Source organism: Ruegeria sp. HKCCD7628 (genome assembly GCF_057221005.1).
Genome location: NZ_JBWVBA010000005.1, coordinates 214,807 through 236,881 on the forward strand (window position 1 = coordinate 214,807; position 22,075 = coordinate 236,881).

Genomic DNA, 22,075 nt, shown 5'->3' on the forward strand with positions numbered 1-22,075 from the left:
ACATGGGCAAGCGAACACGTCCGACTTATGCGGCCCATGAAGTGCTGGTGGCACAGGCCAGATCAAACCCTGAATTGTGGAGGCTTTTTGCGGGTCTAGGATTGATCGTCGCGGTCGTTATCGCATTGAACCTTGCGATTTTCGCTTTCGCGGCTTGGGTGGGATCCTCCGCTTGGGCCGCTGGGCTTTTGACCGGATCGACACCATTCGCGCTGCTTGTGTTGCTGGCCAGCTTTGCATTCGTGACGGTCGGAGTAAGATTGGCCGTACGGCAAGTACACCACAGAAACTTGCGATCGGTCTTGGGCCCGTTTCCGGAAACCCTTGTCCAATTCTGGCGCGTTTTCAGAACATTGCTCTTGCTTGGAGCGGTCGTTGCCGTTTTGCCACCTTACGACATGGGCACCGAGTTGATCTCCAATACACCACTTGCGACATGGCTGATGTTTTTACCTTTGTCGCTTGCAGCTGTCCTGATTCAAACAAGCGCCGAAGAGATCCTGTTCCGCGGCTATATACAACAGTCTTTGGCGGCGCGATTCCGGTCGCCATTTATTTGGATCGGTGTGCCGTCCATTTTATTTGCAGCTGGTCACTACGCACCCGGAACCGCCGGTTCCAATGCTGGTCTTATTGCGCTGTGGTCCTGCATGTTTGGCGTTTTGGCTGCGGACCTAACGGCCCGAGCAGGCACATTGGGACCCGCAATCGCGCTACACTTCTTTAATAACATCATTGCGTTATTGTTTATCTCGCTGCCTGATAGCCTCAGCAGCCTTGCGCTTTACGTGCTACCATACGACATGTCGGATACCGATGTTCTGCGGCAGTGGCTACTTGTCGATTTCGCTGTGATGATTGTCGGATGGCTCGCTGCACGACTTGCACTCAGGCGTTGATTGCATTTCTTTCCGTAGCGTCTTATTTGACGTCAAAGCCGCATCAGCAAGGTTCCGATATGAACTGGATCACAAACTACGTCCGCCCCCGGATCAACTCGATTTTCTCTCGCCGGGAAGTGCCAGAAAATCTCTGGCACAAGTGCGACGAATGCGGAACCATGTTGTTTCACCGCGAATTGGCAGAAAACCAGAATGTCTGCACCCAGTGCGACCATCACATGGCAATCACCCCGCGCGACCGCTTTGCGCATCTCTTTGATGGCGGCATTTTCACCGAAGTCGACGTACCCGCCCCCCAGGATGATCCGCTGCAGTTCCGCGATCAGAAAAAATACCCCGACCGCATGAAGGCGGCGCAGAAAAAGACCGGCGAAAAAGAGGCGATGCTGGTCGCCGCTGGCGAAATTGGCCGCACCCCGATCATTGCCGCTGCTCAGGACTTCTCGTTCATGGGCGGTTCGATGGGCATGTACGTAGGCAATGCCATCATCGCTGCCGCGCAAGAGGCGGTAAAGCTGAAACGCCCGCTAATCCTGTTTTCTGCTGCCGGTGGAGCGCGGATGCAGGAAGGCATCCTGAGCCTGATGCAGATGCCCCGCACCACGGTCGCGGTTGAGATGCTAAAAGAAGCGAACCTGCCTTATATCGTCGTCCTTACCCACCCGACTACCGGGGGTGTGACCGCGTCTTATGCGATGCTGGGCGACGTGCATATTTCCGAGCCCAACGCACTGATCTGTTTCGCCGGCCCCCGCGTGATCGAGCAGACTATTCGTGAAAAACTGCCCGAAGGGTTCCAGCGGGCCGAATACCTTCTGGATCACGGAATGCTGGACCGTGTGACCAAACGGACCGAAATGCGCGACGAACTGATCACCATCACCCGTATGCTGATGAACCAGCCGCCCGCGGTCAAAGGCGATCTGCCTGCACCCACACCCCAAGAGGCCGAAGCGGCCGCACCCTCGGCTGAAAAATGATATCCTCCTCTTCTGACGTCATCCTTGACCGGATGATGGCGCTGCACCCCAAGATCATTGACATGACCTTGGACCGCGTCTGGCGTTTGCTGGCCGCACTGGACAATCCGCAGACCAAACTGCCACCGGTGATCCATGTCGCGGGCACCAATGGCAAGGGCTCCACACAGGCCATGATCCGAGCCGGTCTTGAAGGGGCAGGGCTATCGGCTCATGCCTATACCTCACCGCATTTGGCTCGTTTTCATGAACGCATCCGTCTTGCCGGACAGTTGATTTCGGAACCCGCTCTGACCGAGGTACTGGACGAATGCTACGCCTCAAATAATGGCGAAAACATCACCTATTTCGAAATCACGACCTGCGCTGCCCTGCTGGCTTTTGCCAGAACGCAAGCGGACTACACATTGCTCGAGGTGGGCTTGGGTGGCCGTCTGGACGCCACCAACGTGATACATGAGCCCGCTGTGACGGTGATCACGCCCGTGTCCATTGACCACGAACAGTTCCTTGGCAACACGCTTGGCAAGATTGCCGCAGAAAAGGCAGGCATCATCAAACCCGGCGTGCCCTGTATCGTCGGGCCGCAGCAGGATGAGGCGCTCGAGGTTATCGAATACACCGCCGCTCGTCTGGGCGCTCCGCTGTTGATCCACGGCCAACACTGGCATGTCCATGAGGAAAACGGACGCCTGATCTATCAGGACGAAACCGGGTTGCGCGACTTGCCGCTGCCGAACCTGTTGGGCGCACACCAGATTCAGAATGCAGGCGCTGCAGTCGCAGTTCTGCGCCACCTGAATATGGGCGATGACGCCTATGAGGCTGCCGTGACCCGTGCCGAATGGCCCGCACGAATGCAGCGCCTGAAAACAGGTCCGCTGGTCGAGGCCGCCGCCCAGGCCGAACTGTGGTTGGACGGAGGGCACAACGCCGCCGCCGGGATTGCTCTGGCCGATGTGCTGGCGAAACTGCCGCAACGCCCCACGCATATGATCTGCGGGATGCTCAACACCAAAGACGTCACCGGCTATCTGGCCCCGCTGGCGAAACAGGCCCAAAGCCTAACCGCCGTGTCTATTCCCGGCGAGGCCGCAACGCTCAGCGCCGAAGACACCGCAGCCGCGGCCGCCAAAGTCAACCTGCCGGCCAGCACGGCACACAGCGTCGCTGACGCCCTCAACGCCATCACCACCAAAGACCCGCAGGCCCGCGTCCTGATCTGTGGCTCACTCTATCTGGCCGGTCACATCCTGCGCGAAAACGGATGAAACAAATCCGCGTAGCTTCATCTGGCTAAAAATACCTCGGGGGAGGCGCGCAACGCGACGGGGGCAGAGCCCCCTTATTTCCCCCAGTCCCGATCTTGCATCTCCCGCAGGCGTGACGCGGTGCGTTCAAATTCAAACGTCCCTTCGCCTTCGACATACAGCATCTCGGGCTCTGCGGCAGCCGAGCAAATCAACCGGACCTTTGCCTCGTACAGCGCGTCGATCAACGTCACAAACCGCTTGGCCTCGTTGAAATTGTTGCGCGACAGGCGGGGGATATCCTCCAGCACCAACACCTTCAACTCTTCGGCAATGGCCAGATAATCCGCTGGACCCAGCATCCGCCCGCACAGATCATAAAACGAAGCCCGCGCCACGCCGTTGCGGAAGGCCGGTAACTCAACCGCACGCCCTTTGACCTGCAGCACAAGCGGTTCTGCCGTCCCACCCGACAGGTCATTCCACACGCTGCGCACGCTCTGCCGCGCCTCGGGGCCAATCGGTGTGAAATAGACCGGAACGCCCTCCAGCCGGTTCTGGCGATAATCGGTGGGCGAGACCAGCTCCCACACCTGCAACTGCTCTTTGATATGCGCGACGAAGGGCAGAAACAGCTGCCGGTTCAAGCCGTTCTTATATAGTTCATCCGGGTGCCGGTTCGACGTGGTGACGACCACAACGCCTCCAGCATGCAGCAGGTCGAACAACCGCCCCACGATCATCGCATCGGTGATATCGGTGATCTGCATCTCATCAAAAGCCAGCAGGCGCACCGATTTGATCACCTCCTGCGCGACCGGAGCCAGCGCATCCTCGACGCCCTCCTGCCGCGCCCTATGCATCCCGGCGTGGATTTCCTGCATGAAGGCGTGAAAATGCACCCGCCGCGCCGGGATATCGTCCAGCGCGTCCACGAACATATCCATCAGCATCGACTTACCGCGCCCGACACCACCCCACAGATAAAGCCCCTGCGGCGCGGGCGGGGCCTTGCGGAAAAACCCCCGCTTGACCGGCACGGACAGGGCCGCGCGGATGCGTTCGAAATGGGGCAGCACAGCCTCTTGCGCGTCATCTCGCGTCAAAGTGCCATCGGCGACGCGGGCCTCGTACAGCGAAATCAAATCCGTCATAGGCCCGAGCCTTACCCGCCGGGTTGCCGCTTGAAAAGCGGGCATTTTCCTGACGCATCAAATTTCCTTAACTGAAGCGGCAAATCTGCTGATTTGACCAATAGCCAAAAACCTCTAGCGTTCTGGCAAAAGGAAATTCGAGGTCTGAATGCCCCACTCTGCGCGTCTTTTTAATCCGATCCTGATCGTGGGCTGCATCATCATAACAGTCAGCTTTGCCGTGCGCGCCTCTTTCGGCGTGTTTCAGATCCCCATTGCCGAGGAGTTCGGCTGGTTACGTACCGATTTCTCGATGGCCATTGCCATCCAGAACCTGGCCTGGGGTATCGGCCAACCGATTTTTGGTGCGATTGCCGAAAAAGTGGGTGACAGACGCGCGATCATACTGGGTGCGCTGACTTATGCGGCTGGGATGGTCTTGTCTGCCTGGTCCGTGACCCCGTTTGAACATCAGACCTATGCGTGGCTGGTGGGGTTTGGCATCGCAGGCACCGGATTTGGCGTGGTTCTGGCCGTCGTAGGCAGGGCCTCGTCAGACGAAAACCGTTCGATGTCGCTGGCCATCGTCACGGCAGCGGGCAGTTTCGGACAGGTACTGGGCGCGCCCGCTGCCGAGTGGATGCTGAGCTTTCTGCCCTGGCAACAGGTATTCATCGTTTTTGCCGTGGCGATTCTGGCGCTTGTGCTGACCCTGCCTTTCATGCGTGCGCCGCATCCCGCCACACGCGCGCAGCTGGAAGAGAGCATGGGCCAGATCGTCGGTCGCGCCTTCCGTGATCCGTCTTATGCGCTGATATTTCTGGGTTTTTTCAGCTGCGGTTATCAATTGGGCTTTGTCACTGCCCATTTCCCCGCCTTTGTGACCGAGATGTGTGGCCCCATTCAGCCTGGCGGCGTCCTCCATTCGGTCGGCATCACCTCGACATCCGCACTGGGGGCCATCTCGATCTCATTGATCGGTCTGGCCAATATCGGCGGCACCTTGCTGGCCGGTTGGGCGGGCAACCACTTTCCCAAGAAATACCTGCTGGCAGGGGTCTACACCGCGCGCACACTTGCGGCGGCAGCGTTTATCGTCTTTCCGATCACGCCAATCTCGGTCATCGTCTTTTCGCTGGTGATGGGATCGCTGTGGCTGGCAACGGTGCCCCTGACCTCGGGGTTGGTCGCGCATCTTTATGGGCTGCGTTACATGGGCACGCTTTATGGCATCATCTTCTTCAGCCATCAGCTTGGTAGCTTTCTGGGTGTCTGGCTGGGCGGGCGCATGTACGACGTTTACGGAGATTACACGATGGTGTGGTGGATCGGCGTCGCCATCGGCGCGTTCAGCGCCATCGTCCACCTACCGATCCGCGAAAACCGCAGTGCAGTCGCCGCCTGAGCTAGAGCGCCTCTTCCGAGTCAAGTAATCCTTCAGCCACCAGCCGGTCGGCCCAACCCTGCGGACCATCGAAATGATGCGTCTGCCAGCCGCGCGCGCGTGCTGTTTCGAGATTTTCCAGCCGGTCATCAGCGAACAGCAGCGATGCAGGCGATAACCCGCAATCATCCTCGACCATTTCATAGATCGGCGCATGAGGTTTGACCGCCTTCATCCGCCCTGAGACATACTGCCGGTCAAATTCATTCAGAAACGGATAAACCGTGGTGGCATAGTCAAAATTCTGCACCCCAAAATTGGTCAGCGCAAAGACCGGAACACCTTTGGTCCGCAACGCCCGCTGCAGCCGGACCGAGTGCGGAATTTCAGGGGCCGCCAGTTCGATCCATTTGTCATGCCACATACGGATCTCATCGCGCCATTCCGGGTATTTCTCGGCCCAGTCATAGATGGTGTCGGTAAAATGATGCCCCTGATCGACCAGATCGTTCATGCCGTGCAGGTCCACTTCGGCAAACATGGCGCGACGGCGATCCTCGCCGATGGTCTTGTCGTAATATCGCTCGGGTTGCCATTCGATCAGCACATTCCCGATGTCAAAAATCACCGCTTCAATCGGCATGCTGCGCCCCTGTCAAATCAATCTGTGATTGCGCCAACTGAACCAATCCCCAACGCAATTTACAAGGCGAAACCGCAGCGCGGAACGCGCTGCCTGGCCCAACGGGAGGACGCGCATCTTTGAAGCGCAGACAACCGGCGGGAGGGTTACGCCCGCAGCGCCGCCCTCAGTTCCCGCTCCAGCGCATCCAGAAACCGCGACCGGTCAGCCTTGCCAAAGGGTTTACCGCCGCCGCCCGCACCCAAGGGGTTGGCTGCGCGCAGATCAGCCATCAGATCGCGCATCGCCAGTTGCTGCCCTATATTGGCCGCCGTGAATGCCTCGCCATTTGGGCGTAGCACCCGCGCGCCTGCCTCGACGCATTTCGCGGCCAAGGGGATGTCGGACGTCACCACCACATCCCCAACCCCACAGCGTTCGGCGATCCATTTATCCGCCTCATCCGCGCCCTCAGAGACGATCACGACCTGCACCAACGGGTTGGCTGACGGCCGCAGCCCGCCATTGGAAACCAGCGCCATAGGTACTTTGTGGCGGGTGGCGACCCGCTCTGCCTCTGTTTTCACCGGGCAGGCGTCGCCGTCGATATAGAGCGTCGTCACGACTTCTTAGCCTGTTTCTCAGCGGGCTTTTTCTTAACCTTGAACTCCTCGGGGATCGGCATCCGGTTGAATGCATCCAATCCGGCGATCTTGTAGGCTTCGGCCAGCGTCGGATAGTTGAACGTGTTCTGCACGAAATAGTCCACGGTGCCCTTCAGGTTCAGCACGGCCTGCGCAATGTGGATCAACTCGGTCGCGCCTTCGCCAACGATCTGCACCCCAAGAACACGGCGGGTTTTCAGCGAGAACAGCATCTTTAGCATCCCGTGTTCCAGCCCCATGATATGCCCGCGCGAGGTTTCGCGGAACCGCGCCACGCCGACCTCATATGGGATGCCGCGTTCCTGCAATTCTTCCTCGGACATGCCGCAAGTGGAAATCTCGGGCACCGAATAGATACCATAAGGATACCACGGGCTTTCCGGCAGGGTCGGGGTCTCCAACGCGTGGCACGCGGCGACGCGACCTTGTTGCAAAGACGTTGACGCCAGCGAGGGGTGCCCAATCACATCTCCTGTGGCATAGATATGCGGCACGGCGGTTTGATAGGTCTTGCGATCTACGTTGATCCGGTTGCGGTGGTCGGTCTCCAGCCCCACAGCCGACAGGTTCAGGGCCGAGGTCGCGCCCATGCGACCGGCGGCGAACAACAGCATCTCTGCCCGCACGTGGCGTCCGTTGTCCAGCGTGACTTCCACATGACCTCCGGCATCCTCAATCTTTTCGACGGCCGAGCCCAGACGTAAATCCACACCGTTTTCGCGGATTTGATGGGTGAAATCATGGATCAACCGGCTGTCGATAAAGTCCAGAAAAGTCTCGCGCGGTTCGATCAGCGTGACCCGCACGTCCAGCGCCGAGAACATGGTGGCGTATTCCACACCAATCACCCCGGCCCCGATCACAACCAGCGAGCGGGGAATTTCGGCCATCTCAAGGAAATCGTCGCCATCGACCACGGTCTTGCCATTGAAGGGCACGTAATCGGGCCGATAGGTCTTGGTTCCGGTGGCAATCAGGAATTTCGCGGCGGTCAGGCGGGTAGTCTCGCCCGCGTCCGTCGCAACTTCAACTTCATGCGGGCCGATGAATTTGGCCAGACCGTTCAGCGTTTCCACGTGGTTGCGGTTGAACTGATGTTCCAGCACGTCCACCTCATGATCCAGCGTCATATGCAGACGCGCCTTGAGGTCTTCGGCCCGGATCTGATCTTTTACCCTGTAGGAACGGCCGTAAAAGCTGCGCTCGCGCCAGCCTGACAGGTTCAGAACTGTTTCCCGCAGGGTCTTTGACGGGATGGTGCCAGTATGTACCGATACTCCGCCCAGCCTATCCTTGCGGTCGATCACCAAGACGCGTCTTTGCAGTTTGCCTGCCTGAATCGCGGCCGCCCGCCCCGAGGGGCCAGACCCGATGATGATCAGGTCGTAATCGTAATCGCTCATGCGTTAGTCCCCGTACAGCGCCTCGGCGTGGAAGGTGATGTGGTCTTCCATGAAGGTCGACACAAAGAAATACGAATGGTCATAGCCCGGCTGTAGGCGATAGGTTGCCTGTTGGCGACGCTCTGCAATCGCCTGCGCCAGCGCCTCGGGGCGCAACAGGTCGATGAACTGATCGCTAGCGCCGGTGTCAATCAGGACGGGACCGTCAAAGCCCTTTTCCTTCATCATAAGCGAGGCGTCATGTTTGGCCCATGCGGCCTCATCCTCACCCAGATAGGCGCTCAGCTGCTTACGGCCCCAATCGGCCCCCGTTGGGTTCGAGATCGGCGCAAAGGCCGAGACCGAGCGATAGCGCCCCGGCAGGTTCATTGCCAGCGTCAGCGCACCGTGGCCGCCCATCGAATGGCCGGTGATGGCCTGACGGTCCATGTCGATGGCAAAGTTTTCGGCCAGCAGGGCAGGTAACTCCTCGGCCACGTAATCCCACATGTTGAAATGTGGTGCCCAGGGGGTCTGGATCGCGTTCACGTAAAAGCCCGCACCTTGACCCAGATCGTAGTCGTCGTGATCAGCCACGCCTGCACCACGGGGCGAGGTATCAGGGAACACCACCGCGATGCCTTGTTCCGCCGCCCAGGCTTGCGCGCCCGCTTTGGTCATGGCGTTTTCATGGGTGCAGGTCAGGCCCGAAAGATACCAGAGGACCGGGACGGGGCCGTCCTTGGCCTCGGCCGGCAGAAACAGGCCAAAGGTCATGTCACATTGGCAGGCAGTCGAGGCATGGCGGTAGACGCCCTGAACGCCTCCGAAGCAGGTGTTTTCCGAAACGGTTTCCATCTGACTTTTGTCCTTACGTTAGGGTTGCGCCATGGCTAACGTTCCCAACACGGCTCGTAAAGTGCGGTGGTCAATACTGCTGGCATTTTTAAAAAAGGTGAAGATCAGGGCGTTCCGACCCAAGCGATCACCAATGGCACAGTCAAGATGCTGGCTGCAGTTGACAGCAAGATCGCGGCCGACGCCCGATGTGGCGCAACGTTGTAATGCGCCGCAAGCATATAGACGTTCCCAGCGACCGGCAGCGCGGCCGCCGCAATCGCGACAGCAGCGGGGAAGGGCGCGATGGGAAAGATCCAAAGCAACGCAATGGCCACACATGCCGGATGGATGACAAGTTTGCAGAAACTCAGCCAACCGGCCACATGCACGCGCTCAGCCGACTTGCTGGCCAGCGAGGCTCCGATAGCGAACAGAGCGCCGGGCGTAGCAGCCCCCCCAAGGATCGTGAGAAAATCATTAAGCGGCGCGGGAACAGGCATCTGAAACGCGGACCAAAGCATCCCCGCCGAAATCGAGACGATCATCGGGTTTTTTACCAGACCCAACCCAATCAGTTTGAAAGTGGCTGGGGTGAGCCGTCCGTCTCTGCCCCCGTTGATCAGGATCACGATCAATGACGAAAACACCACCAGATCAACCGTCAGAACCAGCATCACGGGGCCAATTGCAGCTTCTGTGAAAAGAAGGGCCAGCATAGGCAAACCGAGGAAGCCGACATTGCCGATGGCTGCGCACTGTGCTTCTACCGCTGCGGTCGGCACGTCCAGCCCTCGGAACCAGGCGACAAGCGTTGCCAGCAGATAAACCACTACTGTTCCCGCTAGATACCCGATAACAAGCCTGGGGTTGAAGATCTCGGCAAAGGGCAGGGTCGCGGCAAAGCGGAACAACATGGCCGACAAGGCAAAATAGAACACGAATTTGGTCAGATAAGCCGTCGCTTCCTCGGTGAAGAACCGGGTACGACCCGCCCAATATCCAAGGCCGATGATCGCAAAGAAAGGAAGCGTGCGCAGAAAGATATCGACCATGCCGGAAGTGTTAGCACAGATTGATCGCGCGGCAAGCTCCATCGCAAGGTCCGATATTCGACAGCCTGACTGGCGAAATTACAATATTTGATTGCGCGTTCAGAATTGCTTTGGTGCGAATCGTTGTATCTGAACTGACCGGTTTATAAACTCCTACATATACTGTTGGGAGAGAGCATGTCTGAAACCGCAGCCATTCTGCGCACAGGTCGCAAATTCGATCAGGTTCTGAAAGGCGCGCGAGAAGTCTTCATGGCCGATGGTTTCGAAGGTGCAAGCGTTGATGACATCGCCCGCGTTGCCGGCGTCTCGAAGGCAACACTTTATAGTTACTTCCCCGACAAACGCCTTTTGTTCATGGAAGTTGCCCAAACCGAATGCACACGTATGGCCGAGCATGTGGTGTCCCTGGTCGATGACTCACTTCCGGCACGCGAAGTCATGATGATCACGGCCAAACAACTGACGGCCTTCTTGGTCTCAGATTTTGCGCAGCAGGTTTTTCGCATTTGCGTGGCCGAACGCGACAGGTTCCCAGAACTGGGCGAAGCATTCTACGAGGCCGGACCAAAACACGGCACCGGCCACATCGCCGAGTATCTGCAAAAAGCGGTAAACAAAGGGGAACTGCTTATTGACGATGTTCAACTTGCTGCTGAACAATTCTCGGAATTGTGCAAGGTGCGGATTTGGACATTGTCGGCCTTTGGTATTCAGACAAGCTTCTCACAAAACGAAATTGATGAAATAGCTTCGCAAGCAGTCGACATGTTCATGGCGCGGTACGGTGCATTACGACCGGGCACAACCTGAACTGACCAAAATTTAAGCACTTGTTTCAACATCCTGCACAGCGCCGTCCTTAAATTTGACAGGTTGCGCGTTCTGAAGAACCCTTGATCACAGCAAGCTAAGGGTATTCGACCATTGACCAGTGACTCCAACAGTTTTTCGCGCCGGTTGGGCGAGTTGCTCGACCGGATTTATCCGGATCACGATCAGGTCGCACTCGCCGAGCAGATCACACACGCATTTTGGCCGCCGCAAACGCACAGACGCAGACAAGGTCGCAAGCCAGGAAACAAGTTGTGGTCGGAAAAAGACAGCGTCTTGATAACTTATGGCAACTCGATCGAAGATCAGGTCCACAAGCCCCTTGACCTGCTGCACGACTTTTTGGTGCGACACCTAAGTGAGGTAGTCAACGGTGTGCATATCCTGCCGTTTTTTCCATTCACCTCCGATGACGGTTTTGCAGTCTCAGACTACTACAGCGTCAGCACTCCGCTTGGGGATTGGCCTGATATCACCCGGATCGCTACTGATTTTCATCTGATGTCCGATCTGGTCCTGAACCATGTGTCCAGTCAGGGCAGCTGGTTCACAAACTACTTGCAGGGCAAAGCGCCACACGATCGGTTTTTCTTTGAAGCCTCTCCCGAAGACGACCTGTCGCAAGTTGTCAGGCCGCGCACCACGCCCTTGCTGCGGCAAGTCGAGACCAGCGCAGGTGAGAAATACGTCTGGTGCACATTTTCCCACGATCAGGTTGACCTGGATTTCTCAAATCCCGCAGTTCTGATCGAAATGCTGCGGATCATACGACTGCACATCGACAAAGGCGTTCGTATTCTGCGCCTTGATGCAGTTGCTTTTGTTTGGAAGGAAATTGGAACAAACTGTATTCACCTGCCGCAAACCCATGCCATCGTACAGCTGCTGCGGCTGCTGTGCGACTATGCGACCGAAACGCTGGTTCTGTTGACGGAAACCAATGTACCCCGGACCGAGAACCTTAGTTATTTTGGCAACCGGAACGAGGCGCACGCGGTTTACAACTTCCCTCTGCCACCGTTGATCCTGCACGCGCTGCAATCAGGCACAGCGCAATTTCTACGCGAATGGCAGGCCGCCATGCCCCCGGCGCAATTAGGTTGCGCATATCTGAACTTCACCGCATCTCATGACGGTATCGGGATGCGCCCTGCTGAGGGATTGCTGCCGCCGGACGAAAAAGACCGCATGATCGACACGGTCCGTAGGATCGGAGGTCTGGTCTCGATGCGCGCACTGCCGGACGGGCGGGAAGAACCCTACGAGCTGAACTGCGGTTATTTTGAAGCCATGACCGAAACATTTCACGGCCCCGATCAATACCATCTGGCGCGTTTCATCTGCTCGCAGACTATCGTAATGTCACTTGAGGGGATACCGGCGTTCTACATCCATTCCCTGTTGGCCACACCGAATGATCACGAGGCTGTCGAACGGCGCGGCATGAACCGGGCGATCAACAGGCATCGCTGGCACTATCCCGATTTGTTGGCACGTCTGGCTGATCCGGGGTCAAATCAGGCGCTGGTGTTGTCGGAGCTGTCCAAACGTCTGCGCCTGCGGTCGCAGCAACCGGCGTTTCACCCCAACGCCACGCAGTTTACTCTGCGGCTGGATGATCGCGTCTTTGGCATCTGGCGGCAGAGTCTGGATCGCAGCCAGTCGATCTTTGCGCTGCACAATGTCTCGGCCGAGCAGGTCCATGTCAGCCCCGCCGAGATCAACATGATCGCCGAAGAGGTCTGGACTGACGCATTGACGGGCGAAATCCTTGCCACCAACGGCCCGGATATTGTTCTGGCGCCATATCAGTGCCGCTGGATCACGAACGCGGGCTGAATTCGTCCAGATCGTCGGAAACGGCGGCTTTCAGACGAAGCAGAAACTCGGGGTCGGCCGAATGCACGCGGTTCCACGTGGGGATGAACGGTGTCTCATGCGGGTTGTCTAGAAATATTTGCCCGGCACGGATGATGTTCTCGGCGAACAGCTCGATGGATTTCTCTTCCTTGTGACGATCCAGTTCCAGCCCGTTCATCTTGGCGTCAGTATAGTAACCCTCGAGCAGATCCAGCGCCGAACGGTAATAGGTCGCCTTGAGTGTGCGGAAGGTGTTCGGCGTGAACACCGTGCCGTCAGCGGCCAATTTGCGGAAGATCGCCTTGCAGATATCCGTGGACATACGCGACAACCCCCGATTTGCGTCCTCGGGTGATAAGTCCTGATGCTTGTGGTCATAGTTATCGGCAATTTCGACTTGGCAGACGGATTTCGGGGCCAGATTGCGCCACGCCTCGGACAACACGCCGATCTCAAGCCCCCAATCCGACGGGATACGCAGGTCGGGCAGGGTAGGGGTGCGGATGGCGAATTCGCCTGACAGCGGATAACGGAAACTGCGCAAGTAATCGAGGTAATCCCGGTCGCCAATGACCTTTTTCAGCGCGATCAGCAGCGGACTTACCAACAGGCGCGTGACGCGGCCGTTCAGCTTGCCGTTGCCGACGCGGGGGTAGAACCCCTTGGCCATCTGAAAGGGAAAAGTCGGGTTGACCACCGGATAGACCAGCCGGTCCAACATCTCGCGGTTATAGGTGACGATATCACAATCATGGATCGCCATCACCGAACTGTCGGCGCAGGCCAGAAGATAGCCGATGCAGGACCAAACGTTTTTGCCTTTGCCCGGCTCTTGCGGGGCCAGACCCATCTCACGCAGATGGGATTCCAGCGCGGTCAGGCGGGGGCTGTCATTCCAGATGACCGCATGGTTTTGCGGCAGATCGGCAAAGAAGGTTCGGGCACGGCGGTATTGATCCTCATCCGCCTGATCCAGTCCAATGATGATCCGGTGGAGGTAAGGCACCTGTGCTAGCTCATTTAGAATTCCGGTCAGCGCAGGGCCTTCCAGTTCGGAATAAAGGCAAGGCAGAATGAGAGTGATTTTTCGGGTCTCGGCAAAAACCGAGATCTCATGCGTCAGATGCCCGGTCGGTCGGCTGCGCAAATTATGCAGCGTCGTGATGTTTCCGTTCTGATGGAAATCTGCCATATGAAATGCCCCGTTCTTATCGAAGGTCCGCCGTCAGGGTCAGGATCGCATCCGACCACCCTTGCGGTCCACTCTGTTGTGTTCTGAGAACCCGCGCTTCTACCGGCGCAGGGAAAGGTGGTATGTTGGGGCCGTGCGGATTGGCGACCACGACGCCCTGATCTGCGGCCTGTATCATCTCGATATCATTGGGCGCATCACCCAGCGCAATCGTGCGGACAGGACGCATATGCCGCACGACTTCACGCATCGCATCCGCTTTGGTCTGACCAAAGGAAATAGTCAGAAACCGCCCGCCTTTTCGTGCGTAAAGCCCATGAGCGCGAGCCGCCTCCAGAAATTCTGCGAGGTCTACATCGGAACCGGTCCAAACTCCGGGCTCGCTAAACTTTCGTTGACGCGCCAAGTTTGCTTGCTGGGAGCTCAACCCAGTTTTCTGCGCAACCTCATCGATCGTCATGTCGCCGAAGCCGACAAATCCCTGAGGCAGCTTTTTCAGCAAGGCGCGCAAGCGTGGATAGTCATCTTCACCCTCATCGGCATCGCCCGGCCAAAGTATTCCAGCGCCGTTTTCCACAATCGCAGGCATATCTGCTTGTCCCATAGCGTCCCGTAGGGGGATGATTTCCTGCGCTGTTTTACTGCTGGCAAGAACCACACCGGTGCCTATCTCAGCAAGGCGTTTCAATCCCGGCTTGGCGGCAGACCAACTATAGTTGTTGTGGTCCAGTAACGTGCCATCCAAATCAGAAAACACCAGTATAGGCAGCGGGCGTTTCATCTCGGGCTTAAGTCAATTCGTTGTATCATCCGCTGAAACGGTAAAATCCCGCTTTGTGGGATGTAAATCCATTCTGTCGAAATTCCGGTCAATTGAGTTGCCCGCGCCCAAAAATTAGGCGCGGGCGATCTGGCTTACTCGATAAATGTCTTAGCAAGACGGTCACTGATAGGTTGAGCCAGATAGGTGAACACTGCTCGTTCGCCTGTGTTCACAAACAGATCGGCGGGCATTCCCGGCACAAGGTCCAGCGCCGTTACAGCGATGGGCTGCCGGGCGTCGAGTTTGACGCGCGCCTTGTAGTATGCCTCGCCAGTGCGGTCGTCTTCCAGCGCGTCAGCCGAGATATCAAAGATCTCGCCACTGGCCTCCGGCACATCGGCTTGGGCAAAGGCGGACAGACGGATACGAGTGGTCTGACCGATATAGAGCTTGTCGATATCACCCGTTTTTATCCGCGCTTCTACGATCAGGTTCTGATCCGCCGGAACGATGTCCATGATGGGTTCACCCGGACGGATTACGCCGCCATTGGTGGACACCGCAAGGTTTACGACCCGACCACTGGTTGGGGCCAGAACTTGAGTACGTTGCATCCGCGCCAGCGTTCCCGCGAACTGAGGCCGAACCAGATCAAGCTGCGCCTCAACCACAGCCAGCTCTCCGGCGATCACCTCATCACGCAGCTTCTTTTGACTCAGCAGGGACAATTCCAGTTCCTGCATTTGGTCTTCGGCCTGCGCGATCTGAGTGCGCAACGATGCATCTGCGCCGTTTAGACGCTCAAGCTCGATCTGGCGTGCGCTGACGCGCGTGACCGCGACCAAACCCTTGTCCAACAGCTTTTGAAGGTTCGCCAACTCGACATTGGTAATGTCGATCTGATTTTTTGTACTGCGACGTTGTTCCTCAAGGCCAGCAACTTGGTTACGCAGAGCCGAGATACGCTGAGCATAGATCTGCGCCTCGGTCCGCCTTGCGCGCGCTTCGGCGTCGAATAATTGTTTTTGTGTCAGATAAGGCGAGACCCAGTGCAAGCGATCCATACCGTCCCGATAACCTGACATCGCAGTGGTTTCGTCGAATTGCTCCTGCCCGCTCATTTGCGCCAGTAGGCGCGCGCGGCGAACAGACAGCTCACCCAACTGGCTACGTTGCACGCTCAGTTCAACGTCGATCTCGGTGCTGTCTAACTGAACCAAAGGTTGGCCTTGCCGCACGAATTCCCCGTCTGCCACAAGGATCGAGCGGATGATGCCGCCGTCCAGATGCTCGACCGTTTTGCGATCGCCTTCGACCACGAATGAGGCAGGGGCAACCACAGCGCCATCCAGCTTGGACACGACCGCCCAATAGGCGCTGCCGCCGACGAAAACCGCCAGCGTGAACAGGCCGAAAAGAACATAGCGTCCGATGCCCGCCGAGGTTTCATTGATCTCTTTCAGCTGTGCCTCGTGAAAGGACACGGCGGTGTTGGATTTGGAATACTTCACCAGGTCGGTCATTGGGCTGCTCCGCTGATCTGAGTTTCATTTGCTGGGTGGGCAACCGGCTTAACCGCGCCCGATTGCGTCGGGGTGTTCAAAACGTTGCGGCGGTTGACCTTCATGACATCGTCTTTTTCGCCAAACTGGGTCTGGTTCCCATTGCGCAGCACCATGACCTTATTTGCCGCCTGCAATGTCGCCGGACGGTGGGTCATGACGATCGCGATGGCACCTCGAGCTTGAGCCGCCAACAGCGCATCGCGCAGAGCCTGCTCACCATCGGCATCAAGGTCCGAGTTGGGCTCATCCAGCACAAGAACGAACGGATCACCGTATAAGGCGCGGGCCAGAGCAAGACGCTGACGTTGCCCACCTGACAGGAAAAACCCTTGACCGATGCGTGTTTCATAACCTTCCGGCAAGCTGCTGATCATCTCGTGGACCCCGGCCTCGCGCGCCGAGCGCAGCACTTCGGCATCGTCTATCGCGGTGGAAAAACGCCCGATATTTTCACGGATGGTCCCGTCGAACAGCTCAACGTCCTGCGGCAAGTAACCGATCTGTTTGCCCAAATCCTCGCCGTTCCATTTCGACACCGGACTTCCATCCAGCAAGACCTCTCCGCGTTGAGGAAACCAGATACCGGCAAGCATTTTACCCAAGGTGGTTTTGCCAGATCCGCTGTGGCCGATAATGGCCAGAACATCCCCGGCTTTAAGGCTGAAATCGATACTGCGGATGTTGGCAGTGATAGCACGCGGCGGGCCAGCCTGCGCGATCTTGACGTCTAGGGTCTTGAAGGCTCGGGGCAGGTTCAGGTTCGGCGGCGCATCCGCGTAATCTTCGGTCAACTGCTTAAGCTTGGAATACGACCCGCGCGCAGCCAGGAAGGTGCGCCATTGGCCGATCAGTTGGTCAATGGGCGACAGCGCTCGGGCCAGAACAATAGTTGCGGCGATCATGACACCTGCGGTCGACTCGCCCGAAATAGCCAACGCAGCACCCAAACCCAAAATGGCCGATTGCAGACCCATCCGAACGGTCTTGGACACCACCGAAAAGCTTGCTACACGATCCGCTGCGCTTGTTTTGTAACGGTGCGCGTCCGATTGCAAAGCAGTCCAGCGACGAACCAAATCACCTTTCATTCCCAGCGCATGAACCAGTTCTGCGTTCCGGTCGCTTGTGTCGAACAGCGCGTCCGAACGACCTCGGGCCTGTGAAGCTTGCTCCATCGGACCACGCGCACGGGCGTTGTTGATCAGCGCCATGATTGACAGGGTAACTGCTCCGACCAGACCCAGCAGGCCCAGAAGCGGATGCAAGACGTACAAGACCATCAAGTAGATCGGGATCCATGGTGCATCGAAAAAGGCCGTTAAGGTGGTGCCCGAAATAAACTCACGAAATCCGTTGACGTCTTCGACCAGGTTTTCCCCACTGGAGGTTTCGCCTTGAACCCGACGAAGCATGGCTGCGTTCAGAACCGGTGCGCCAACGCTTAATTCAAAACGGGCCGCCAAACGTCCCAGAATGCGCATCCGCATCAGATCAAGGCACGCAATCACGACGAATACACCCGCCAGCAGCACGGAGAGTGCGATCAGGGTGTCGGCATTTTGGCTTGTCAGAACGCGGTCATAGACCTGAAGCATGTAAAGTGGCCCGGCCAGCATTAGCAAGTTCAGGAACAGGCTGAAGAAGGCGACAGCGACAAAGCCCTTGCGCAGTGACCCCCAGGCAGTTTTGACGGGATTGGCTTGCTTGAACATTTCCTTGACCCTTTCCGGTTTGAAAAACGGGGCAGCACGTAGCCGCCCCGCTGTTGGTCAGTTACGCGACAAAGTCGTCGTCGTTCAGGTCGGTGCTGTTGACACCGGCGAGGCGGACAGACCCTTCACTGCCGAAGGTGATGACCGCGTCGTCGCCATCTTGTGCAACGCTGACACTGCCGTCGAAGTCGGGTCCGAATTCGCCGAACTGGAGCTGGTCCAGACCGACTTCGAAGTCCTGAATAACGTCGTTGCCGAAGTTGCCTTCGAAGACGAAGGTGTCGTTGCCTGCGCCACCGATCAGGATGTCATTGCCACCCTCACCGTTCAGCACATCGTCACCGGCCTGACCGTTCAGGGTGTTGGACCCCGAGTTGCCCGACAGGATGTCGTCGCCACCATTCGGGCTGCCAGCGTTGTTCGAGCCGTTGATGTTTTCGAACCCAAACACCTGATCCAGGATTGCACCATCGGGTGCATTGACCTGTGCAACGCCGTTGCCTTCTTCATCCAGATCCAGAACAACGCCCGGCCCTGCAGTGAACAGCGCGGTGTCGATCCCTTCGCCACCGATGATCACGTCGGCACCTCCGAAGGAATGGATCGCGTCATTGCCGGCACCACCGTCGAGGATGTTGAACTCGTTGTTGCCAAGGATCAGGTCATCCCCGTTCGAGCCTACAACGTTTTCGAAGTCATCAACTTCGGCGACGATCTGGCCATTCTGGATGATGGCACCGTCCTGCGGACCTTCATCACCGCTGCCAGCAGGGTTCGGCGAAGGACCGCTGAGGTCCAGATCAACGGTTACACCGTCAAAGCTGGAGACGTCGATCGTGTCGCTGTCATCCGAGCCGACAACCCGCTCGATCGAGCGCAGGATGTCCACTTCGATCTGGTTGTCGATGACGTCCTCGCCGATGACACCTGTGCCACCAGTGGCTTCGGTATCCAGCGTCGCACCGGCATCTACCAGCGTGTCCTGCACGACCGGGCCGTTCTGACCAGCAGGTGCATTGTGCAAGTGCACAGCCGAGACAACACCCGGGATCGGCGTCAACAGATCAGCTTCGTTCAGGCCCGTCACGCTCAACTCGCTGGAATAGGTGACTTCACCGGTTTCCAAGTTTTGAGTGACGACGAGGGTCGCCTGACCGGTCGCTTCGCTGTCGGATGTAGGACCAGGCTCCTGCGAGGCGTCCAGACCACCGCTCAGGGTGATAGTACGGATGCCATTCTCGGTCACGTCGCTATCAACCAGCAGTTGCCCGCGAATTTCACCAGCCGGGAAGTCCGACGTGTGGATGTTGTAGTACAGGTTGCCCTGGACTGCCTGCTCCACGAACTCGGCGCCGTTGGTGATGGACGATCCGAACTGATCCGGCGCTGCAACAACCGCGTCGGTGACGGTGACGTTAAAGCCGGTGTCACGTGTGGCAGTGCCATTGCCGTTTGCATCCAGGCTGACTTCGACCGCGACATCCAGATCCGAGAAATCGGCTGTGTCGATGCCTTCGCCACCGTCGATGAAGTCATTGCCCAGACCGCCGGTGATGACGTTGTCTGCGTCGCCTGCGATCAGAACGTCATCTCCTGCGCCGCCCGAGATATCACCGTTGGTGGTGCCCAGGTCGACAAAGATGTCGTCGCCGTCGCTCAGCAGAACGTTGCCGTTGATCACGCCTTCGTCGTCGTTGACGATGGTCACGAAGCCTGCATCCGATGCGTCGATCGCATTGACCGTGCCGCGGATTTCGCCTTCGTTCAGGATCGCGCCAACCAGGTTCAGGCCGCCATCAACGCGGATACCTGCTGCGGCGTCCGAGTCCTCGGAACCGGCGATCAGACCTTTGTTGACCACAACACCCGCGAAAGAGGCGTCGTCCTGGCTGGTGAACAGGCGCAGACCGTCACCGACCTGGTTGCCTTCCAGCGCATCTCCACGACCTTGCAGCGTACCTTCGTTGATGACTGCAGCGGACACGATGTCCCCCGACTCGTCGCCGGTTTGCAACGAAACGGCGGAACCGTTATTGCCTTCGCCTGCATCGACCAGACCCGAGTTGGTGAAGCTGTAGTTGTCAGCAGTGCCATCGGCATAGACGGTGCCGTTGCGCTGATCGCCAGTGCCAAGGATTTCGCCTTCGTTGACAACATCCAGACCGATCCCGTCGATATTCACCGCACGGCTGTCCGAAGTCACAGTGCCGCGGTTGACGAACGAGCCGCCTGTGTGATCACCGGTGCCAAAGTACACACCGTTCTGGCCGCCTGCGAAAACGCCGGTTTCTTCGTTGATCAGCTGGCCACGGAAGTTGACGTTGTTCACGGCGCGGAATGCACCGACCGTTCCGTTTGCACCTTCGGACGACACCCTACCGGTGTTTGTGATGGTACCTTCAAAGAGGGCCGGGCCAAAGCCGCCGCCCTCCTGGCGGACACCCTCCAGACGGATACCGTCGCCAGCTGTGCCCAAAGCTGCACCTGCATTGCCCCGACCCGCGATCGTGCCGTCGTTGGTGATCGAAACGTCGCCATTACCTTCGACGGCAAGTGACAACGAAACGCCCGCGCCATCATTGTGTTCGCCCGCGTCAATAGTACCCGATGCAAGGTTTTGGATCGAATAGTCGCGTGCAGTGTCATCAGCGTAGACTGTACCATTGCGCTGATCTCCGGTGCCCAGAATGTCGCCACCATTGATCAGATCAACACCGGAACCATCGATGTTCACAGCGCGGCTGCCGGACTGGATGGTTCCAAAGTTCAGAACGTCCAGATCATGTTCGCCATCTCCGATGTACAGACCGTTGCGCGGCCCTTCGATCACACCGGTCGAGGTGTTTAGGATCTCACCTTCGGTATTGGCGCCATCAGCGATGCGCAGACCTGCTGCCGTACCCTGATCGCTTTCGGTCGAGATGACCCCGCTGTTAACGATCTCGGTTTCCAGGATGGCTCCCTCGGCACCGTCATCGATGCGCACGCCGTCGCCGGCCAGCGACGTGTTTGAAGCCGCCTGACCGCGACCTTGGATTGTTGCACCAAAACCATTCAAGATATCGGTTTCGACACGGTCACCAATTTCATCTCCGACCTGCAGAGAAACCCCTGCACCTTGGTTGCCTTCGCCTGCGTCAATCGTACCGCCCGAAAAGTTCGAGATCGAAATGTCTTCCGCAGTCGAATTGGTGTAAATCGTTCCGTTGCGCTGATCACCTGTACCGATGATGTCACCAAAGTTACGAACATCGATACCTTGACCCTGAATGTCGACAGCACGACTGTCAGAACTGATCACACCGCCGCGGAAGTTATCCAGACTGCCCGAGCTTTCAGCCCCCGCAAACTGAACGCCGTTGAACTCGCCTACAATCTCGCCAAAGTTTCTGATCGATGCGCTTCCAGTGACCTGAACGCCTGTTGCAAGCGCATCTGGACCGTTATTGGCTTCGATCCGACCGGACCGAAAGTTAAAGATGTCGACGTCCTGACCTTGCGCCTGCACTGCAGCAACAGCGTTGTTTGTGATGATTTCGCCAAAGTTCAACAGGCGCGAAAAATCATTCGCCAGCACAAAAGCCGGGGTGTCATCCACCACAGTGCTCTGGAAAAAGTTGTTTATAAGGGTTTGACCATCGCGAGTGGTCTCTTGCGCCAGCGTGGACGATGTCAAGAGACGGGCGCGAAGACTGCTAAGAAGTTGGGACAGCATGGGATACTCCGTCAAGAATTGTTGCATTCTGCGGGCCGCCCGCTGCTTTGGGCGTTCCACGTATCCAATGGGTAGTCAGCCGCTTCGGCCAGCTAAAATTCATCCTTCGAATTAGGGGTATAACCAACGCGAATACTCACAAAATCTGTGAGTTTGTAGTAAGTGAAATCAATAAGTTATCGTGCCTTCAATCACTTTGATCGCCTATTCACTAGCGGCTATTG

General features: G+C 57.6%; 17 protein-coding genes. 6 read left to right on the top strand and 11 right to left on the bottom strand.

Annotated features, from left to right (window positions below):
• Positions 1-2 precede the first annotated feature (2 nt).
• The 3 genes from AC2TAD_RS13385 to AC2TAD_RS13395 are packed head-to-tail and all read left to right on the top strand — an operon-like array spanning position 3 to position 3,153.
• On the top strand, positions 3-899 hold the full coding sequence (locus AC2TAD_RS13385; RefSeq protein ID WP_480868225.1) for a CPBP family intramembrane glutamic endopeptidase: 897 nt from the start codon (positions 3-5) through the stop codon (positions 897-899).
• 59 nt (positions 900-958) lie between these two features.
• A complete protein-coding gene (accD, locus tag AC2TAD_RS13390) occupies positions 959-1,882 on the top strand; it encodes an acetyl-CoA carboxylase, carboxyltransferase subunit beta (protein ID WP_480868227.1) in 924 nt (307 codons plus the stop codon).
• The gene (locus AC2TAD_RS13395; protein WP_480868229.1) at positions 1,879-3,153 is read left to right on the top strand and encodes a bifunctional folylpolyglutamate synthase/dihydrofolate synthase; all 1,275 of its coding nucleotides are present in this window, start codon (positions 1,879-1,881) and stop codon (positions 3,151-3,153) included. Before accD ends, AC2TAD_RS13395 begins: the two co-directional genes overlap by 4 nt.
• 74 nt (positions 3,154-3,227) lie before the next feature.
• Here AC2TAD_RS13395 and zapE read toward each other — a convergent pair whose 3' ends face one another.
• Complete coding sequence (gene zapE, locus AC2TAD_RS13400; protein WP_480868230.1) at positions 3,228-4,286, bottom strand: cell division protein ZapE; 1,059 nt, start codon at positions 4,284-4,286, stop codon at positions 3,228-3,230.
• A gap of 148 nt (positions 4,287-4,434) precedes the next feature.
• Between zapE and AC2TAD_RS13405 the strand changes: the two genes are divergently transcribed.
• Entirely contained in the window at positions 4,435-5,670 is a 1,236-nt protein-coding gene (locus tag AC2TAD_RS13405) for an MFS transporter (protein WP_480868231.1), read from the top strand.
• Between the two features lies 1 nt (position 5,671).
• On the opposite strand, the gene AC2TAD_RS13410 is transcribed toward AC2TAD_RS13405, so the two are convergent.
• From AC2TAD_RS13410 to AC2TAD_RS13430, 5 genes are all read right to left on the bottom strand, one after another.
• The gene (locus tag AC2TAD_RS13410) at positions 5,672-6,292 is read right to left on the bottom strand and encodes an HAD family hydrolase (protein WP_170755757.1); all 621 of its coding nucleotides are present in this window, start codon (positions 6,290-6,292) and stop codon (positions 5,672-5,674) included.
• A 146-nt stretch (positions 6,293-6,438) separates the two neighbouring features.
• Positions 6,439-6,894, bottom strand: a complete 456-nt coding sequence (locus tag AC2TAD_RS13415) for a YaiI/YqxD family protein (RefSeq protein ID WP_480868233.1) — start codon at positions 6,892-6,894, stop codon at positions 6,439-6,441.
• A complete protein-coding gene (sthA, locus tag AC2TAD_RS13420) occupies positions 6,891-8,339 on the bottom strand; it encodes a Si-specific NAD(P)(+) transhydrogenase (protein ID WP_480868235.1) in 1,449 nt (482 codons plus the stop codon). Before sthA ends, AC2TAD_RS13415 begins: the two co-directional genes overlap by 4 nt.
• Before the next feature lie 3 nt (positions 8,340-8,342).
• Positions 8,343-9,176, bottom strand: coding sequence for an S-formylglutathione hydrolase (fghA, locus tag AC2TAD_RS13425; protein WP_480868237.1), 834 nt, complete (start codon positions 9,174-9,176; stop codon positions 8,343-8,345).
• Positions 9,177-9,280: 104 nt separating this feature from the next.
• Positions 9,281-10,210: an AEC family transporter gene (locus AC2TAD_RS13430; RefSeq protein WP_170755761.1), complete on the bottom strand. Its 930-nt coding sequence runs from the start codon at positions 10,208-10,210 to the stop codon at positions 9,281-9,283.
• Between the two features lie 177 nt (positions 10,211-10,387).
• Here AC2TAD_RS13430 and AC2TAD_RS13435 point away from each other — a divergent pair, with 177 nt between their 5' ends.
• Positions 10,388-11,023: a TetR/AcrR family transcriptional regulator gene (locus tag AC2TAD_RS13435; RefSeq protein WP_480868239.1), complete on the top strand. Its 636-nt coding sequence runs from the start codon at positions 10,388-10,390 to the stop codon at positions 11,021-11,023.
• A 114-nt stretch (positions 11,024-11,137) separates the two neighbouring features.
• Positions 11,138-12,883: a sugar phosphorylase gene (locus AC2TAD_RS13440; RefSeq protein ID WP_480868240.1), complete on the top strand. Its 1,746-nt coding sequence runs from the start codon at positions 11,138-11,140 to the stop codon at positions 12,881-12,883.
• Here the strand turns inward: AC2TAD_RS13440 and AC2TAD_RS13445 are convergent.
• The 5 genes from AC2TAD_RS13445 to AC2TAD_RS13465 all read right to left on the bottom strand — a co-directional run bounded on the left by AC2TAD_RS13445 (position 12,867) and on the right by AC2TAD_RS13465 (position 21,851).
• Positions 12,867-14,096 (bottom strand): glycosyltransferase family protein, encoded by a 1,230-nt coding sequence (locus tag AC2TAD_RS13445; RefSeq protein ID WP_480868242.1) that lies wholly within the window; start codon positions 14,094-14,096, stop codon positions 12,867-12,869. The two genes, AC2TAD_RS13440 and AC2TAD_RS13445, sit on opposite strands and share 17 nt — an antisense overlap.
• 16 nt (positions 14,097-14,112) lie before the next feature.
• Complete coding sequence (locus tag AC2TAD_RS13450; protein WP_480868244.1) at positions 14,113-14,877, bottom strand: HAD-IIB family hydrolase; 765 nt, start codon at positions 14,875-14,877, stop codon at positions 14,113-14,115.
• Positions 14,878-15,011: 134 nt separating this feature from the next.
• Positions 15,012-16,382, bottom strand: a complete 1,371-nt coding sequence (locus AC2TAD_RS13455) for an HlyD family type I secretion periplasmic adaptor subunit (protein WP_480868246.1) — start codon at positions 16,380-16,382, stop codon at positions 15,012-15,014.
• Positions 16,379-18,136, bottom strand: a complete 1,758-nt coding sequence (locus AC2TAD_RS13460) for a type I secretion system permease/ATPase (protein ID WP_480868247.1) — start codon at positions 18,134-18,136, stop codon at positions 16,379-16,381. Before AC2TAD_RS13460 ends, AC2TAD_RS13455 begins: the two co-directional genes overlap by 4 nt.
• A 61-nt stretch (positions 18,137-18,197) precedes the next feature.
• Complete coding sequence (locus AC2TAD_RS13465) at positions 18,198-21,851, bottom strand: beta strand repeat-containing protein (protein WP_480868248.1); 3,654 nt, start codon at positions 21,849-21,851, stop codon at positions 18,198-18,200.
• Positions 21,852-22,075 lie beyond the last annotated feature (224 nt).

Bases quoted from the DNA above. Each gene is read 5' to 3' on its own strand.
- AC2TAD_RS13435 (WP_480868239.1), top strand. From the start codon at position 10,388: ATGTCTGAAACCGCAGCCATTCTGCGCACAGGTCGCAAATTCGATCAG.
- AC2TAD_RS13385 (WP_480868225.1), top strand. From the start codon at position 3: ATGGGCAAGCGAACACGTCCGACTTATGCGGCCCATGAAGTGCTGGTG.
- AC2TAD_RS13460 (WP_480868247.1), bottom strand. From the start codon at position 18,136: ATGTTCAAGCAAGCCAATCCCGTCAAAACTGCCTGGGGGTCACTGCGC.
- AC2TAD_RS13410 (WP_170755757.1), bottom strand. From the start codon at position 6,292: ATGCCGATTGAAGCGGTGATTTTTGACATCGGGAATGTGCTGATCGAA.
- fghA (WP_480868237.1), bottom strand. From the start codon at position 9,176: ATGGAAACCGTTTCGGAAAACACCTGCTTCGGAGGCGTTCAGGGCGTC.
- sthA (WP_480868235.1), bottom strand. From the start codon at position 8,339: ATGAGCGATTACGATTACGACCTGATCATCATCGGGTCTGGCCCCTCG.
- zapE (WP_480868230.1), bottom strand. From the start codon at position 4,286: ATGACGGATTTGATTTCGCTGTACGAGGCCCGCGTCGCCGATGGCACT.
- AC2TAD_RS13395 (WP_480868229.1), top strand. From the start codon at position 1,879: ATGATATCCTCCTCTTCTGACGTCATCCTTGACCGGATGATGGCGCTG.
- AC2TAD_RS13465 (WP_480868248.1), bottom strand. From the start codon at position 21,851: ATGCTGTCCCAACTTCTTAGCAGTCTTCGCGCCCGTCTCTTGACATCG.
- AC2TAD_RS13405 (WP_480868231.1), top strand. From the start codon at position 4,435: ATGCCCCACTCTGCGCGTCTTTTTAATCCGATCCTGATCGTGGGCTGC.
- AC2TAD_RS13430 (WP_170755761.1), bottom strand. From the start codon at position 10,210: ATGGTCGATATCTTTCTGCGCACGCTTCCTTTCTTTGCGATCATCGGC.
- accD (WP_480868227.1), top strand. From the start codon at position 959: ATGAACTGGATCACAAACTACGTCCGCCCCCGGATCAACTCGATTTTC.
- AC2TAD_RS13455 (WP_480868246.1), bottom strand. From the start codon at position 16,382: ATGACCGACCTGGTGAAGTATTCCAAATCCAACACCGCCGTGTCCTTT.
- AC2TAD_RS13450 (WP_480868244.1), bottom strand. From the start codon at position 14,877: ATGAAACGCCCGCTGCCTATACTGGTGTTTTCTGATTTGGATGGCACG.
- AC2TAD_RS13445 (WP_480868242.1), bottom strand. From the start codon at position 14,096: ATGGCAGATTTCCATCAGAACGGAAACATCACGACGCTGCATAATTTG.